The sequence below is a fragment of the Burkholderia ambifaria AMMD genome, from assembly GCF_000203915.1.
GTDB classification, from domain to species: domain Bacteria; phylum Pseudomonadota; class Gammaproteobacteria; order Burkholderiales; family Burkholderiaceae; genus Burkholderia; species Burkholderia ambifaria.
On record NC_008391.1, the window covers coordinates 316,624 to 332,886 of the forward strand.

Annotated in this window: 12 protein-coding genes; 2 read left to right on the forward strand and 10 right to left on the reverse strand. The window is 67.1% G+C overall.

The genetic code is table 11. The annotated features are described in order from the left end of the window. The first annotated feature begins 3 nt into the window (after positions 1 to 3). On the forward strand, positions 4 to 543 hold the full coding sequence (locus tag BAMB_RS17670) for an L-2-amino-thiazoline-4-carboxylic acid hydrolase (protein WP_011658531.1): 540 nt from the start codon (positions 4 to 6) through the stop codon (positions 541 to 543). Beyond that, positions 536 to 1,792 (forward strand): Zn-dependent hydrolase, encoded by a 1,257-nt coding sequence (locus BAMB_RS17675; protein WP_011658532.1) that lies wholly within the window; start codon positions 536 to 538, stop codon positions 1,790 to 1,792. Before BAMB_RS17670 ends, BAMB_RS17675 begins: the two co-directional genes overlap by 8 nt. A 10-nt stretch (positions 1,793 to 1,802) precedes the next feature. On the opposite strand, the gene BAMB_RS17680 is transcribed toward BAMB_RS17675, so the two are convergent. The 10 genes from BAMB_RS17680 to BAMB_RS17725 form a co-directional block, all read right to left on the reverse strand. After that, the gene (locus BAMB_RS17680) at positions 1,803 to 2,639 is read right to left on the reverse strand and encodes a c-type cytochrome (protein WP_011658533.1); all 837 of its coding nucleotides are present in this window, start codon (positions 2,637 to 2,639) and stop codon (positions 1,803 to 1,805) included. Between the two features lie 352 nt (positions 2,640 to 2,991). Next, entirely contained in the window at positions 2,992 to 4,293 is a 1,302-nt protein-coding gene (locus tag BAMB_RS17685) for a hypothetical protein (RefSeq protein WP_011658534.1), read from the reverse strand. Further along, positions 4,290 to 6,113: a glutamine--fructose-6-phosphate transaminase (isomerizing) gene (glmS, locus tag BAMB_RS17690; protein WP_011658535.1), complete on the reverse strand. Its 1,824-nt coding sequence runs from the start codon at positions 6,111 to 6,113 to the stop codon at positions 4,290 to 4,292. The genes BAMB_RS17685 and glmS overlap by 4 nt, the downstream gene beginning before the upstream one ends. Before the next feature lie 122 nt (positions 6,114 to 6,235). Continuing rightward, the gene (locus tag BAMB_RS17695) at positions 6,236 to 6,724 is read right to left on the reverse strand and encodes a hypothetical protein (RefSeq protein WP_011658536.1); all 489 of its coding nucleotides are present in this window, start codon (positions 6,722 to 6,724) and stop codon (positions 6,236 to 6,238) included. Beyond that, positions 6,702 to 7,973, reverse strand: coding sequence for a poly-beta-1,6-N-acetyl-D-glucosamine synthase (pgaC, locus tag BAMB_RS17700; RefSeq protein ID WP_011658537.1), 1,272 nt, complete (start codon positions 7,971 to 7,973; stop codon positions 6,702 to 6,704). Before pgaC ends, BAMB_RS17695 begins: the two co-directional genes overlap by 23 nt. Continuing rightward, complete coding sequence (gene pgaB / locus BAMB_RS17705; protein WP_011658538.1) at positions 7,970 to 10,063, reverse strand: poly-beta-1,6-N-acetyl-D-glucosamine N-deacetylase PgaB; 2,094 nt, start codon at positions 10,061 to 10,063, stop codon at positions 7,970 to 7,972. The genes pgaC and pgaB overlap by 4 nt, the downstream gene beginning before the upstream one ends. Before the next feature lie 15 nt (positions 10,064 to 10,078). Then, a complete protein-coding gene (pgaA, locus tag BAMB_RS17710; protein ID WP_011658539.1) occupies positions 10,079 to 12,943 on the reverse strand; it encodes a poly-beta-1,6 N-acetyl-D-glucosamine export porin PgaA in 2,865 nt (954 codons plus the stop codon). 104 nt (positions 12,944 to 13,047) lie between these two features. Beyond that, complete coding sequence (locus tag BAMB_RS17715; RefSeq protein ID WP_011658540.1) at positions 13,048 to 13,818, reverse strand: hypothetical protein; 771 nt, start codon at positions 13,816 to 13,818, stop codon at positions 13,048 to 13,050. 85 nt (positions 13,819 to 13,903) lie between these two features. After that, the gene (locus tag BAMB_RS17720; protein ID WP_041491636.1) at positions 13,904 to 14,344 is read right to left on the reverse strand and encodes a hypothetical protein; all 441 of its coding nucleotides are present in this window, start codon (positions 14,342 to 14,344) and stop codon (positions 13,904 to 13,906) included. Between the two features lie 681 nt (positions 14,345 to 15,025). Continuing rightward, the gene (locus tag BAMB_RS17725) at positions 15,026 to 16,018 is read right to left on the reverse strand and encodes a LysR substrate-binding domain-containing protein (protein WP_011658542.1); all 993 of its coding nucleotides are present in this window, start codon (positions 16,016 to 16,018) and stop codon (positions 15,026 to 15,028) included. Between the last annotated feature and the right edge of the window lie 245 nt (positions 16,019 to 16,263).

Genomic DNA, 16,263 nt, shown 5'->3' on the forward strand with positions numbered 1-16,263 from the left:
CCCATGACCGACCAGACCCACGCAGCCGCGCCGGCACCCGAGGACACGCGCCTCGGCATCCTCGCGCGGCGCCGCATCGAAGCGGAAATCATCAAGCCGATCTACGAGATCATGAAGCGCGAATTCGGCACCGAGCGCGCGCAGGCCGTGATCGCGGAAGCCGTGCGCGGCGCGGCCGTCGACGCGGGCCGCACGTTCGCCGCGCAGGAGCCCGACGGCACGAGCGTGCAGTCGTTCATCGCGCTGCAGGTGCTGTGGGAGAAGGACGACGCGCTCGACGTCGAGGTGCGCCGCGCGGACGACGCGCACTACGATTACGACGTTCATCGCTGCAGCTACGCGGAGATGTATCACGCGATGGGGCTCGGCGAGATCGGCCACCTGCTGAGCTGCGCGCGCGACAGCTACTTCATCGAGGGTTACGACCCGCGCATCGCGCTCACGCGCACGAGCACGATCATGCAGGGCGGCAAGCGCTGCGATTTCCGCTATGCGTTGCAGGCCGCACCGCGCGACGACGCAGCGGAGGCCGGCAATGCATGACGACTTCGCACGCGCACCGCGGGTCGACGGCACGCGGCTGTGGGCATCGCTCGAACGGATGGCGCAGATCGGCGCGACCCCGAAGGGCGGCGTCTGCCGTCTCGCGCTGACCGATCTCGACCGCGAGTCGCGCGACCTGTTCGTGGAGTGGGCGCGCGACGCCGGCTGCACGGTGCGGGTCGATCGGATGGGCAACGTGTTCGCGCGCCGCGCGGGCCGCAATCCCGACGCCGCGCCCGTGATGACGGGCTCGCACGCCGATTCGCAGCCGACCGGCGGCCGCTACGACGGCATCTACGGCGTGCTCGGCGGCCTCGAGGTCGTGCGCGCGCTGAACGATGCGGGCATCGAGACCGAGCGCCCGATCGACGTCGTGATCTGGACCAACGAGGAAGGCTCGCGCTTCGCGCCGGCGATGATCTCGGCCGGCGTGTTCTCGGGCGTCTATCCGCTCGAATACGGGCTGTCGCGCACCGACGGCGCCGGCAAGACGATTGGCGAGGAGCTCGCGCGTATCGGCTATGCGGGCACCGAGCCCGTCGGCGGTTATCCGGTGCATGCCGCGTACGAACTGCATATCGAACAGGGCGCGATTCTCGAGCGCGCGGGCAAGACGATCGGCGTCGTGACGGCCGGGCAGGGACAGCGCTGGTACGAGGTGACGCTGACGGGCGTCGACGCGCACGCGGGCACGACGCCGATGGAATTCCGGCGCGACACGCTGGTGGGCGCCGCGCGGATGATCGCATTCGTCGATGCGCTCGGCCGGCGCCATGCGCCGCACGCGCGCGCGACGGTCGGGATGATCGAGGCGCGGCCGAATTCGCGCAACACGGTGCCGGGCAACTGCTTCTTCACGGTCGAGTTTCGCCATCCCGACGATGCGGTGCTCGACGAGCTCGATGCGGCGCTGCGTGCGGAACTGGCGCGGGTGGCAGCCGACGCCGGGCTCGGTGCGCAGATCGAGCAGATCTTCACGTATCCGCCGGTGCCGTTCGCGCCGCGCTGCATCGATGCGGTGCGCGACGCGGCGCAGGCGCTCGGGCTGTCGCACATGGACATCGTGTCCGGCGCGGGCCACGACGCGTGCTATGTCGCGCGCGTCGCGCCGACCGGCATGATCTTCGTGCCGTGCGTCGACGGGCTGAGCCACAACGAGGCCGAGGCGATCACGCCGGAATGGTCGACGGCGGGGGCCGACGTGCTGCTGCGCGCGGTGCTGCAGAGCGCGCAGGAAGCGGGCGCTTGACCGGCGCGGCTTACTTGCCGGCCTTGCGCCGCGCCATGTACGCGAGGTAGGCGACGATCTGGTCGAGTTCCCGGTCGCTCAGTTGCTCGGGCGGGAACGCCGGCATCACGCGGCCCGGCCAGTCGCGCACCGATGCCGGGTTGCGGATGTAGCGGCGCAGCGCGGCCGGCTGGAAGTAGTCGACGGGATTCATCGGCGCGTTCAGGTCGGGGCCGGCGTGGCTGCTGCCCGCGCCGTCGAGGCGGTGGCACGCGAGGCATTGCGTGACGAACAGCCGCTGGCCCGCACGGGCCGGATCGTTCGCCGGCAGCGCCGAATCGACGGCGAGCGACGGCCAGCGCGCGAGCGGTGACGATTCGACCGTGATGCGCACGATCTGATACGGCCACTGCTCGCCGCGCACCGACGACGCGTCCGGCCCTAGCCACACCAGATAGAACGGCCCCGCGCTGACTTGCTTGCCCGGCAGCTTCGGCCACGGGTGCGCGGGATCCTCGATCGCGAGCCACGCGATGGCGCCGGCCGGCGCACGGCGGCGCGCGAGATCCAGCGGTAATTGCGCGGCGAAACCGTCGGCCGCGCGCGTTTCGAGCACGCCGTCGGCGGCTGGCGGCGTGTCGCCGAGCAGCGCGGCGAACGGCACCGCGCGGAACGTCATCGGCCGGCCGTACGCAATGTCGCGCGGCACGTGGATGTCCGTCGCGTCGGCGCGCGCGAGCAGCGCCTCGCGCGTCAGGACGCGCGGCGTGCCGTCGGTGTCGAGTTCGAGCGCGCCCTGCGCGGACGCGCGCGTGGCGATCAGGCACACCATCAGCAGCAACAGCGAAAACCACCGGCACTTCAGCATTCGTACTCCGTGGAAGGGGCGTTGCGGCGGCGGAAGGGGCGAGTGCCGCGGCCGATGGAAGGAATCGGGCGACAGTCTAGCCGGTAAGGGCGGCGCTGGCGACTGCGGCGCGGGAGCCGGGGAGCGCGGGAGCCGGGATCGAACCGGCGACGGCAGCGTGTCCGGCTACCCGATCGCCGGATGCATGTGCAGGGATCGCGCCGCGCTATTCGCGCAGCGGTGCATCGGGCCGACGTGCCGCAGCACGCGCATCATTACGCGACCAACGGCGTGCCGACGACGCACAAGGAAGCGGCCGACTCAAAAGGCATCGGTGAATCGCGTCGATCCGGATGATCGATGCGCGGCGTCGTCAACGCGTCGGACACTGCGCGTCGGCCTTCGGCAACGGCGTGTCCCGCGCCGTGTCGAAATCGGCTTCGCGCGCGCCGGATGGTGTCAGCGACACGAAATGCATCGCCCCGCCGCGCGCCGGGAATCCCGCGATGCCGGTCGAGCCCCACGGAATCGGTGAACGCTGTACGCCGCTCACCGACATGCCCGTTGGCGAAAGCGCCAGCGCCAGCAGCCGCCCGTCGCGGGTCGGCACGTACGCATGCGTGCCGTCGACGCCGATCCCGGACTCCCGCACCGACGCAGGCAGGCAGTCGAGCGTCGCGACGCGACGGCCGTCCGGGTCGATCAGCATCGCGACGCCGCGATTGTCCGCGGTGGTCGTGACGACGACGAAGCGGTCGACCGCCGGCACGTAGGCCGACGAATACACGTAGTACTGGATCGCGTCGTTCAGCGCGCCGAGCTTGTCGAGCTTGGCCGTGACCGGATCGAACATCGCGTATTCGAGCGTCGCGTCCGTGCTGCCTTCGATGTATTTCTGCCAGAGCAGCAGCGCGCGGCGCGACGAGCCCGCGACCATGGGCCACCACTCGCGGCGGCGCGGCGCGACCGACACATGGTTCAGCACGCGTCCTTCGGCATCGTAGGTTTTCACGTAGACGCCGTTGCCGGTGCCGAGATTGTCGACGCCGCCGCCGTCGATCCAGTCGGCGGAATAGAACACGACGAAGCGTTCGCCCACCGCGGCGACGTGCCCCGAGTGGCCGCCCGCTTCGACGTCGTTCGGGTAGGGCTTGACCGGCTTCAGGTCGCGCCGATAGATGCCGTATCGCTGGCTGACCGTCTCCGGCGTGTCCCAGCCGTCCTCGAACGTGACGAAGATGTCGCCGCGCGGGTTCTGCGCGATCGATACCGGTTCCTGCGCTTCCGGACGGCTGATGAACGTATGGACGCGCAGCAGGCCCGGCTTGCCCGGCAGCCATTCGCCGACATACACGTCATGCGGCCAGTTGCCGTTGCGCAGCGCGCCGCGCGGCGCGATGCCCGAGCTGCTGAAGAACACCCAGCGCCGGCCGTCGCCGGCATCGGCCACGCCGATCCCGTGCATGAAGCGCCGCGCGTCACCGCGTTCCTGCGGCGCCGCGGGCGGCTGCACGGTGACTGTATGCACGACCGGCGCGCCGGCGCACGTGTACGTCGGCGCCGCAACGGCAACGCACGCGCCGCACAGAACGGCCGCGACGCGCCACGCGGCCGCACGCCGGGCCGCGCGTGCGCGCAGGGCGAACGCGTGCGCCACGTCCTGCCGCTCCGTCATTCGACGGTGACCGATTTCGCGAGGTTGCGCGGCTTGTCGACGTCGGCGCCGCGCGCGCAGCCGACGTGATACGCGAGCAGCTGCAACGGAATCACGTTGACGATCGGCGACAGCGCATCGCCCGATTCGCGCACGCGGATCAGGTGCGTATCACGATCGGCCTCGATCTCGAGTTGATGACCCGCGAGCACGTACAGCCGTCCGCCGCGGGCGCGCACTTCGGCCATGTTGGACTTCAGCTTCTGGAACAGGCGGTCGTCCGGCGCGATCGTGACGACCGGCATCGCGCTCGTGACGAGCGCGAGCGGGCCATGCTTCAGCTCGCCGGCCGGATAGCCTTCCGCATGGATGTACGACACTTCCTTGAGCTTCAGCGCACCTTCCAGCGCGATCGGATAGTGAATGCCGCGCCCGAGGAACAGCGCGTTCTCGGTGCGCGCGAACTTCGCGGCCCAGCCCATGATCTGCGTTTCCAGCGCGAGTGCGTGGGCGATGCGCTCGGGCAGTTCGTGCAGCTTCTTCAGGTGCATCGCGACCTGCTCGGCGTCGAGCCGGCCGCGCTGCTGCGCGAGCGTCAGCGTCAGCAGGAACAGCGCGACGAGCTGCGTCGTGAACGCCTTGGTCGACGCGACGCCGAGCTCGATGCCGGCACGCGTCAGGAAGCAGAGCGGCGCGCTGCGCGCGATCGAGCTGGTCGCCACGTTGCAGATCGCCATCGACATGTCCTGACCCATCTCGCGCGCGCGTTCGAGCGCGCCGATCGTGTCGGCGGTCTCGCCGGACTGCGAGATGCCGACGACCAGCGTGCGCGGATCGGGCACGGTATCGCGATAGCGGTATTCGCTCGCGATCTCGACCTGGGCCGGGATGCCCGCGATGCTCTCGAGCCAGTATTTCGCGGTCAGGCCCGCGTAGTAGCTGGTGCCGCAGCCGAGCAGCAGCACGCTGCGGGCCTTCGACAACAACGCGCGCGCGCTTGCTTCGCCGCCGAACAGCGCGGGCGAGATTGCGTCGATGCCGTCGATCGTGCTGGCGATCGCCTTCGGCTGCTCGAAGATCTCCTTCTGCATGAAGTGCTGGTAGGGCCCAAGCGCGGCGTCGTCGTCGCGCGCCTTGACCTCGCACAGCGGACGCCTGGCTTCGGCCCCGACCGAATCGACGACGTCGATGCGCTCCGGCGTGATCAGCGCGACGTCGCCGTCTTCCAGGTAGACGAAGCGATCGGTCAGATCGCCGAGCGCCGCGCAGTCGGACGCCAGATAGTTCTGGTCCGCGCCGATGCCGATCACGAGCGGCGAGCCGGCGCGCGCGGCGACGAGCCGCTGCGGTTCGCGCGCGCTCAGCACGGCGATCGCATACGCGCCGTGCAGCCGCTTGACCGCGCGGATCACGGCATCGAACAGGTTGTCGCGATAGACGCTGTGGATCAGATGCGCGATCACCTCCGTGTCGGTTTCGCCGCGAAACGTATAGCCGCGCTGCCGCAGTTCGGCGCGCAGCGCGTCATGGTTTTCGATGATCCCGTTGTGCACGACCGCGATCGTGTCGCCCGACATGATCGGATGCGCATTGACTTCCGACGGCGCACCGTGGGTCGCCCAGCGCGTGTGCGCGATGCAGGTCTGCGCTTCGAGACCGAGCGTCAGCACGCGCTGCTGCAGGTCCGCCACGCGCCGCAGCGTGCGTTCGCTGCACAAATGGCCGTCGCGCAGCACGGCGATGCCGCACGAATCGTAGCCGCGATACTCGAGCCGGCTCAGCGCATTGACCAGTTGCGGCACCTGATTCTTCAGGCCGCTTGCTCCGACGATTCCGCACATGATTCACCTCGTCTAACAGGGAAGTTGCCGGCTGGCGCGCGCGACGCGCGGCAGCACGCTATCAGGAGCGGTGTCGCGCCGCGCGGCATGCGTCGCGCGCGGCGCGGCACGTCTGCCCGGACCTATTCGCGCGGTTGGGCCCCTGCATGCGCGACCCATTCGATGCCCGAGATCGAGCCGTTCGCGTCGTGCGACGCGACGAGAATGCGCGTCGTGCGTCGTGCGCCGCGCCGGCGGGCGCCCGCGAACGCGGTCGGCGCGACCGAGCGCACCTTCACGCTGGCCGAGCGCCGCAACATCTTCGACACGCGCCACCGGTACGCGAGCGGATGCACGACGCGCCCCGCGATCAGCCACATGACGATCGTGCCCGCGATCAGCGCGATGCTCGTCACGTAGAACACGATCTGTTCGATCGGCATCTCGGCCTCGTTGAACGGCAACAGGTAGCGGTAGGTATAGATGCAGATCGATGCCCAGACCCCACCGACCAGCGCGGGCCGCATCAGGCGGAACCACGCGACGAGCACGGGTCCGACGATGCCGCCGCGCTCGGCGATCAGCTCGCGCGGGGCGCGCAGGGAAAGGTCAATAATCGGCGCGTTCTTCATGTTGAATGCCTCGGTCGGGACTGACCCAAACGGCGCGCTTGCCGCGGCCCCGCAATACGACGGCGGGCAGGGCGACGACGGTGGTGATCATGCTGATCAACCAGAACGCGACGGGGTACCAGATGGTGTCAAGGAAGTACATCAGGAGTTTTTCGTCGTAACGACGATCGATCATGCTGCCGATAATCAGCTGCAGGATGCAGGTCGCCACCAGCAGCATCCCGTGCCAGTGCGGCACCACGGACACATGCCAGCTCGGCGGAAGCGGGTAGACCACGTCGATCAGCGCGAGCAGCAGGATGAACGACATCGAGTACGCCCACGCGATGCCGATCAGGTACTCGATGAACAGCGGCCACATCATCATCTGCGTCGGCCGCGCGAGCGTGCCCGCGTACTTCATCAGCACCTGGATGCCTCCCTTCGCCCAGCGCAGCCGCTGCCGGTAGAGCCCCCGGACCGTCTCGGGCATCAGGATCCAGCTGAGCGCGTGCGGCTCGTACACGACGCGCCAGTCGCGGCATTGCAGCTTCCAGCTGATGTCGATGTCCTCGGTCAGCATGTCCGAGCTCCAGTAGCCGACATCGGCGAGCGCGGTCTTGCGGAACATCGTGATCACGCCCGACACCGTGAAGATGCGGCCGTACACCTGCTGCGTGCGCTTGATCAGCCCGACGATCGACGAGAATTCGCCGACCTGCATGCGCCCGAGCAGCGACGTGCGCGTGCGGATGCGCGGGTTGCCGGTCACCGCGCCGACACCCGGATCGGTCAGGAAATGCTCGAGCATCCAGCCGATCGCGTCGTGCGCGAGCAGCGCGTCGCCGTCGATGCAGAGCAGGTATTCGGCGTTCGATACCGCGGCCGCGGTCGTGAGCCCGACCGCCTTGCCCTCGTTGCGCGCGTGATGGATCACGAGCAGCCGCGGGATCTCGACGGCCAGCTCGTTGAGGATCTCGCCCGTGCGGTCCTGGCTGCCGTCGTTGACCGCGATGATGTCGTAGTTCGGGTAGTCCATCGCGTTCAGATGCCGGATCACGCTGCGCGCGTTCGCCGCTTCGTTGAAGCACGGCACGACGATCGAGATCTTCGGGATGCCGCTCGACGCGATCGTGCGCATCGACAGCTCGCGGCCCTCCTCGAGCAGGAAGTAGTGAACGACGCCGCCGATCATCCACAGATACGACATGAAGAACGGATAGTAGAAGACGAAGTCCTGCAAGCGCTGGATGATGCTGTGGGAGTTCATGGCGTCTTGGTTCCGGGCGTGTGCTGCATCTGCATCAGCGCGTTGATCGAGTTCTGGTCGAGGCGGGACTTCAACGACATCACGTCGCGCATCGCTTCGAGCTGCGGCTGGCCGTTCAGGAAGTTGTCCGGGTAGTAGCCGAAATTCACCGCGCCCTTGCTGCGCAGCCGCCGCATCTGCGCGAGCAGCGTGTTGGCCGGTACCTCTTTGCGCGCGCGCCAGTCGTACGACTGCAGTTCGAACACGGTGCGCTCCAGGCCGCGCGGCTTCGCATGGACGGCCTGCACGAGCTGGTCGAGCCAGCTTTCGGGATCCTTCGCCTGTTCCATGTACGGCATCGCCATCAGCGCGACGTAGTCGTAGGTCGCGAGGAAATCGTCGTAGTTCTGCGCGTACCACGCTTCCGATTCGGGCTTGAGCACCGGCATCGCGAAGATGTTGCGTGCGGTCAGCACATCGCCCGCATTCTGGTGGGCCAGCACGATCTGCGAGAGCTGGCGGGTCAGGTCGACGAGATAGCGCGACTTCTGGCGCGTCCAGCGCTTCATCAGGTCGGGGTTCTCGCGGATCTTGCCGATATCGGCCGGCAACCCCCACTGCGAATAGGTGCGCAGCGCATGCTTGCCCGCATCCTCGTAGTCGTCGAGCACGGCGTCGTCGCCGAACAGGATGCCGCTGAACGATGCGTGCTTGGTGAGATCCTCGTAGATCTGCTGGATCATCAGCCGCGCTTCCGGATCGAACGGGCTCAGCCGGAACACGCGCGTGCCGTTCTCGCGCGCCGGCGCGCCGCCGTAGGCGCTCACGGCCTCGAGCCCGCGCTGCTTGTCCGCCGGCGGCCGGAACGCGAGCACCGGCATCCATGCGTACACCTGCACGTTGGCGCGCGTGTTGAGCTGCCACGCGGCGCGCGAGAACAGGTCGGAGCGCATCGGCAGGTGCCGGTTCGGGAAATACACGGCTTCGGCCACACCGGTGCCTTTCGGATCCGCATACGCCTGCAGGTACACCGATTTCGGCTGCATCCGGTAGATGCGTTCGATCAGCTTGCCGAGATTCGCTTCCTGCCGCGCGGGATCCGGATCGTAGACCTGGTCGAGATCGACCTGCACGGTGCGCTCGGGCACGTCGACGTCACCGCGGTTGGATGCCGGCTCGCGCATCGAGCGTTCGAACCCGCCGATGTCGACGTCGTACATCATCAGGATCCGTCTCAAGCGGTCCAGCGGCACGTCCGGCGTGTTCGGGCCGGCGTCGAGGCTGAACTGGATGTCCATGCCGAGCGACGTCGATATCTTGCGCACGGGCTGGTTTTCCGCGCCGTATGGCCACACCATCGAGCGTGCGACGATGCCGGTGTGTTCGCGGATCTGCCGCACGCAGGTCTGCAGGTCGTTGTGCACGCGCGCTTCGAATTCGGCGTCGGTTTCATAGCGCTTCTGGTCCTGCAGGTAGAGGTGCGAGGTGGTCGCCGGCAACTCGTTGCCTTGCGGGTTCGCGATCGCGCCGTGATGGAGGTTGTGGGTGTGGCAGCCGAGCTCGACGAGATGCGACTGGCCGAGCTTCTTCACCTCGTCCCACGACAGGAAGTAGTCGCGCGGCACCTGCACCTTGTCGCTGATGCGGATCGGCGCATTCGGCGGTGTATCGATCCACGCGGTGACGATGCCCATCACGGCCGGATACTTGAAGCGCTCGAGCAGCGGCAGCACCTTCGTGTAGTGGCTGCGAAAGCCGTCGTCGAACGTGAGCAGCACCGAGCGCGGCGGCAGCGGCTTGCCGCCGTGCCGCGACTCCTCGATCTGCTTGACCGTGATGGTGTGGTAGTTGTTGGTCTGCAGCCACGAGAAGATGGCGGTCAGCGTGCCGGTATCGACGGCGAACGGGTCGACCATCGCCGACGGGGAGGTGAACGACGCCATCAGATTGTCACGCACGTCATGCAGGCAGATCACGCGAAACGTCTTGCCGTCGGCCGGATCGGACGGCGGCAGCAGGTCGATCATCTTGGCATTGCTCACGCCCGGGAACAGCGAACAGGCGGCAAATGCGCCCATGCATCCGCACATGAAGGTCCGTCTGGATTGCATCGTACGATCTCCTTGCTAGAACGGCAGGTTGAGCGACAGGAAGCCGGTTTCGGAGCGCTCGCGCTCGCCGTCGTACGCGTGGCTGCTGACCTCGATGCCGTAACTCAGCGTGATGTCGTGCTTGAATGTCCACGCGTGCTCGAGCCGCGCGCTCCACAGCGCGCTGGTGCCGAATCCGCGCTCGTTGTAAGCGCCGCCCGACACCGAGATGCGCTGCTGCAGCCCCATGTCGCCCTTCTTCCACAACGTCAGCTGGTGCATCACGGTCGCCGCGGCCGCGTAGTCGCGGCCCGGGCTGAAGTACGGTGCGTCCCGGCGCGTGTTGCTGTCGGTGCCGAGATCCAGCGATACGTTGACGAGCTGGTTGGCGGACGTGTACACGCGCTGCGTGGCGGTCGCCGTGATTTCCTGATGCAGGTTCGAATCGCTGTAGCGGCTCACGCCGTAGTTCAGCTTGACTTCGCGACGGTCGTTCTGGCGATACACCACCGACACGTTCGCGGAGCGGCCCCAGATGTGCGCCGCATACGCCTTCCACGGCAGCGAGTTGTCGTTGCTGTCGAGCCCGCCGGAGACGGTCCAGTAGTCGTTCAGCGCGTAGGCGATCGTCCCGCGGCCGCCGGTTCGGCCGTCGCCGCCGAACGAGCGCGTGACTTCGCCGAGCACCGTGAGCGGCCCGTGCCGGTAGTCGCCGCCGATGCCCGTGCGGGTGCGGCTGATGCTGCCGCTGTCGGTTTGCGCGTGGCCGAAGAACGTGTGCGAGAACACCCGCCAGTTGTCGCCGAACGGTTGCGAATAGATGTAGCTGTCGGACGTGAAGCTGTTGTCGGCCAGCGCGCTGTTGCCGTGCTCGAAGCTCAGGTCGGTCGTGAAGATGGGGCTGCGGTAGGCCTTGTAGTCGCGCTTGAAGCTGCGCACGGCGCCGCTGTCCGGGAACGTGTTGTCGAGGGTCTGGTCGACGGTCTTCGCAGTTGCGTAGTCGTCCGCCGTGAGCGACGCGCGGCCCAGGCCCGCGAGCATCTCGACGCTGTCCGGGTGGTCGGCCAGCGACGCGCGATACATCGAGATCGCCTGGCGTGGATGCGCCTGGCCCGACACCGCATCGGCATGCGCGGCGCGCACCTCGCCGTTGAACGGCACCTCCTTCTCGAGTTGCTCGAGCGCGGCGATCCCTTCGTCGGGTCGACCCGTGAAGATCAGGTATTGCGCGCGCAGCCGGTAGTAGCGCAGATAGTCGCTTTCGCCCGGGCCGTAATTGCGCACCTCCGTGGCCGGCGGCAGCGACTTGTTCATGTCGTCGAGCACCTGCTTCGCGTCCGCCGCGCGGGCGCGGTCGACGTACGACCAGAACAGCCCTTCGCGCAGTTCGATCGCGCGCGTGCGCGCACCGTACTGGAAGCCGCGGGTCGCGCGGTCCGTCGGCGACGCGGTCGCCTGATTCAGCGCACGCTGGTACACGACATTCGCCTTGCCCGGTTCGCTCAGGTACAGATACGCGTCGCCGACGGCCGCCAGCGCGTCGATCGAGATCTCCGCGTCGGGCGGGATCGTCTCGAACGTCTTGACGGCCTTCGTCATGTCGCCGCGTGCCGCGAGGGCGATCGTGCGGTCGCCCGCGAGCGCCGTCCTGACGGGCGTGTATTCGGGGGTGGCCGGCATCCGCTGGTCGAGGTCGTCGGCCGCGCGCAGCGCGTTGTCGAGGCCGTCGAAGCGGTCCGAACTCGTCATCGCGCGCGACTTGTCGCGCCCGCCGCGCACCTGCTGGCGAATCGACAGTTCTTCCAGTTGCGCGATGTCGACGGCGGAGAACGCATCGGGCCGCATTTTCGCTTCGTCGATCGCCTTGACCGCGCCACCGCTCGCCGCGAGGCCGAACACGTCCTTGCGCACGGTCTCGACGTCGGCGGTACGGAGATCCGGCGCCTCGGCGTTCGGCGTTTCGACGTCAGGGCCTTGCGAGCGTTGCATGGATTCGCCGGGTAGCTGGGCGCCGGGCGTCTGTGAACTGGGCCCTTGGGACGACGGCGGTTGCGCGCCCGGCATCTGCGTCACGGGCGCGGGCGAGTTCGGCATCGGCGTACCGGATGCCTGAGCGGTTTGCGTCGGTGAATTCGGTGGCGTGGTGGTGGCTGGTGCGGGCTGCGGCGCGGTGGATGCGGAGGGTTCGGATGTCGTCGCGGCGGTAGGCGCCGGTGTATCGGGCGGTTGGGTGCTGGTGGCCTGTGCAGGCGGCATTTGTGTGTCCTGCGTCTGTGCGATCGGTGCAGGTGTATTTGGCGGGGCGATGTCGGACGCCTGGGCCAGTTGCGCCGGCGCGTCTTGCGTCTGTGCGACCGGTGCAGGCGTATTCGGCGGTGCGGTGTCGGATGCCTGCGTCAGTTGCACCGGCGCGTCCTGCGTCTGCGCGATCGATACAGGCGTACTTGGCAGCGCGCTGTCGGACGCCCCCGCCAGTTGCTTCGGCCCGTCGGGCGTCGGCGCGACAGGTGTCGGCGGATCGGGCGGCTGCGCGCCCGGCGCCGGCTCGCCCGATTGCGGCGCTTCCGGCTCCACCACCACCGAGATCGGCATAGGCGATGCCTGAGCGATCTGCAGCGACGCATCGGACGCCAGCGCGATCGGTGTCGGCGCATGAGGAGGCAGCGTGCCCGAACCCTGGGCGGCCTGCATCGGCGCCCCCGTCGGCTGCAAGTCGGGCGGCAGCGCATCCCGCGCGCCGTGGGCCTTGGCGATTTCGCGCGCGCTGCCCGGTTCCGCATCGCCTTCGGCGGCGAAGCAGGGGCCGGACGCGACGAGCAGCAACAGCAATGGCGCATGCAGGAGGATCCGCCGGTTGGACGGAGCGACGGTGGTGCATTGTTGTTTACGATTGTTAGCCACGGTATGTCCTCACTTCTTATTGATCACATCGGTTGCATGCCCGATGACGCTCGTCGCCCGCCATCACGCTGCCGGGTGGCGAGGCCCGGCGGCATCCGGCCGGCTCACAGGCGGTTACGGATCGCTTGTCCAAGCAGCGCGCGCGATTCGCTGTTCTTCGGGTCGATCGCGAGTGCCCGGCTCGCGTTTTGCTCCACGCAGTTCCATTGATCCCTCTGTGCGCACGAGCGCGCCTTGGCCAGCGCGCGGGCGCCTTCCACCTCCGCGCGCGTGACGCTCGCGGCCTGCATGTGCGCCGAGTCCGCTGTATACGAATGCGGCTGCACGCTCGGCTCGGAGTCGGTCGGTTTTTTCGTGCGCGCCAGCGCCTGCGAACGTGACGTCCGGTGCGCTTCGGATGAGCGAGTGGTGCGCGCGCCGGCGGATGCGGCAGACGCGTTCGCCGCGAGCGTCGTGGATGACCCATGCGCACGGCGCGTATGTTTCGGGTGGGACCGGGCCGTCATTGGCGGCGCCACGGTGGGTTCGGCCGCCGCCGACATCACGGGCGCGGCCTCCGCCGCCGACGATTTACCCGGCGCGGCCTGTGCGACGGTCGATGCGGCGCCGGCGGATGCGGACGGGCCGGACGCGTTGTCCGTTACGGCCACGATGGCGTCGCGAGACTTCTGGACGGCGGTGCCGACCACGCCGGCGATGTCGCGCGTCACGGTCGTGTGGGCTGCGTTGCCCATCCCGACGTCGCGCTCGACATACGCGAACGCACCGAAGATCGCGGCAAACGCGACGATGCTGAGGGCCGCATTCTTGCCCGGGCCCCAGGAGGGTTTCGGCTGACGGACCGGCGCGTCGTCCGGTCGCTCTGCGCGAGTCATTCCATGCTCCTCGTTTCGGTGGATAGTGGTGGATCGCGGTAAATGGCGCGATCGCGCGCTGTCGGCACGCGGATTCGGCCGGGGCTCACCATTTCAACTGCGTGGTGAGCGCGCCCGTTTCGACGATCGCGAACTGCGTCGCCCCCTGATAGGTCCCTTCGACCCGGTAACTGGCCTCGGGCACGCTGAACAGACAGCGCGGCCCCGTGGCCTTGAATTCCAGCAGCACGCGGCCGTGTCGCCGCAGTCGGACCTGCACGTTGGATAGCGGCTGACCGGTGCTGCCCGCCACGAACGACACACCGAGGTTGTACGGACGGCCGTCGGGGGGAAGCGGCGCCGTACCGTCGATGCGTGCATCACCGCAGATGTACGAAATCACGTATCGCTCCGGGCCCGCGCCGGACGCTGGCGTCTCGGTTTGGGTTTGGGTCTGGCCCTGGGCCACGGCATCGATGCAGAGCGCGAATACGACGACGAGGCCGACCAAAGGCCGAGCATGCTGTTTGAACGACGAGGAAGACATTGCCACCTCCATCCGGAATCAATGACAACGCATTTATTCCGAGTCGAAATTATATGCGTGCTTTTACGACATGCTATTGATACACGATGGGTTTTCAACAAACAATTGTGTGTAGCCCGCACGACACACCGTTTAAAATGTCTTATTTAAATAGGATTGGCATTTATTCGACGAATCTTTAAAATCATAATAAAGTCGATGTTGCCGGACATGAAATTTGCTCGGCGGTAGCGATGACCCATACGGAAACTTACGACGTAAGAGGTACCGGAATTTGTACCGAAAAATAACGACTGATAAAAGAACGTTTTGCCTCTGTATTCGAGGTATTTCCGTGATATTGGTGCACAGAGCGTGAAAATAAAAAAAGAGGGTGCGACGGTTTTGGTGGGAATCGTCGTTCCACGCAAATCGAAACTTTTATTGTGATCTGTAACAGGTTATTTCCGCTGTTGAAATCGGAAAGTTATTCAGGATCAAGTATTTCTGATAGAAAGAAATACAGCTCGGACTCGCAAACGTTTGGCTGTTTTACTCGCTTGATCAAGCGTGCGATATTCGCATCGACACCCCGTGCAGGAGCGGAAAATGCGGGCGGCCGCCGTTGGAATGACGGCGCGACGCGCGGTTAACTGCGCGTCGTGCGCCGGCAAGTCAGGCGATGAAGGACGAGGAAGGACGTTATCGGCTGCCGCCGACGCTGCGGCGAGCGATGCGCACGGCGGGTGCTCCCGGCTCGGCCGCGACCAGGCCGTCGGCCGCGGTGCGCGGCCGGTTCATGATGTAGGTCCACAGCTGTTCAGCCGCGAGCCCGCGCTTGCGCGCGGAACGGTACAGGCGGATTTCGAGCTCGGTGATCCAGTCCGCCGAGCCCGCCCGCACGAGCGAGCCTTCCGCGAGTTCCTTCGCCACGCAGCTTTCGGGCAGCCAGCCGATCCCGTGCCCGGCCACGACCATCCCCTTGAGCGCTTCGGACATGTGCGTCTCGAAGCAGCGGTGCAGCGCATACGATTCTGACGCGTTCAGCAGCAGCATCTCGACGACGTTCCCGAGGAACGCCCCCGACGAATACGCGAGCAGCGGCAGCGGCGCGTCCGGCGCGCCCGGCAGTTCGAAGACCGGCCGGCCGTGCGCGTCGGGCGTCGACACCGGCAGGATCCGCTCGACGCCGAGCGTGACGAACGGGAAGTGGTTCGGATCGAGCACGATCGGCAGTTGCGGATGGTGATAGCCGAGCAGCAGGTCGCACTCACCTTCGACCAGTTGCTGCACGCCTTCGGGCACGTTCACCGCATTCACGCGCGCGGTCACGTGGCCGACTTCGCCGTTCAACTGCTTGAGCCATTCGGGGAACAGCGTGAACACGAGCGTATGCGCGACCGCGAAGCGCACGACCTGGTCGCTCGCCGCGAACTGGTCGTACCCGTTCACGAGGTTGCGTGCCGCATACATGCTGCGCAGGATGTCCGCGGCCAGCCCGCGGAACATCTGCCCGGCCGGCGTCAGCGTGATGGGGTTGATGCTGCGGTCGACCAGCTTCGCGTCCATCCACGTTTCGAGCGCGGCGATTCGTCTGCTGAACGCCGACTGCGTGAGGTGCCGATGACGCGCGGCCCGGGAAAAGCTCTTGGTATCCGCAAGGCTCAGGAAATCTTCCAGCCACTTCGCTTCCATTTCGATCTTCGCTTGTTATGGTCGGGCGCCCACGGGGACGGCGGCGCCGTTTCGCTGCACGAACCTTCTAGCCTACCGCGCCTCGCGCGCCGGCAGCCGATGTTTTTTTTCGATCGGTGTCAGTCGAAATATGCATGAGCATTGTCGGCGGCATTACGGCTGCATAAGTTTGAGGCGCCGGACCCGGCTAACCAGTTAGTTCACCGCGTCGAACGCTGGTGCGGCCGCAGACGGTACTTCCCCAG

Bases quoted from the DNA above. Each gene is read 5' to 3' on its own strand.
- BAMB_RS17670 (WP_011658531.1), top strand. From the start codon at position 4: ATGACCGACCAGACCCACGCAGCCGCGCCGGCACCCGAGGACACGCGC.
- BAMB_RS17675 (WP_011658532.1), top strand. From the start codon at position 536: ATGCATGACGACTTCGCACGCGCACCGCGGGTCGACGGCACGCGGCTG.
- BAMB_RS17680 (WP_011658533.1), bottom strand. From the start codon at position 2,639: ATGCTGAAGTGCCGGTGGTTTTCGCTGTTGCTGCTGATGGTGTGCCTG.
- BAMB_RS17685 (WP_011658534.1), bottom strand. From the start codon at position 4,293: ATGACGGAGCGGCAGGACGTGGCGCACGCGTTCGCCCTGCGCGCACGC.
- glmS (WP_011658535.1), bottom strand. From the start codon at position 6,113: ATGTGCGGAATCGTCGGAGCAAGCGGCCTGAAGAATCAGGTGCCGCAA.
- BAMB_RS17695 (WP_011658536.1), bottom strand. From the start codon at position 6,724: ATGAAGAACGCGCCGATTATTGACCTTTCCCTGCGCGCCCCGCGCGAG.
- pgaC (WP_011658537.1), bottom strand. From the start codon at position 7,973: ATGAACTCCCACAGCATCATCCAGCGCTTGCAGGACTTCGTCTTCTAC.
- pgaB (WP_011658538.1), bottom strand. From the start codon at position 10,063: ATGCAATCCAGACGGACCTTCATGTGCGGATGCATGGGCGCATTTGCC.
- BAMB_RS17715 (WP_011658540.1), bottom strand. From the start codon at position 13,818: ATGACTCGCGCAGAGCGACCGGACGACGCGCCGGTCCGTCAGCCGAAA.
- BAMB_RS17720 (WP_041491636.1), bottom strand. From the start codon at position 14,344: ATGTCTTCCTCGTCGTTCAAACAGCATGCTCGGCCTTTGGTCGGCCTC.
- BAMB_RS17725 (WP_011658542.1), bottom strand. From the start codon at position 16,018: ATGGAAGCGAAGTGGCTGGAAGATTTCCTGAGCCTTGCGGATACCAAG.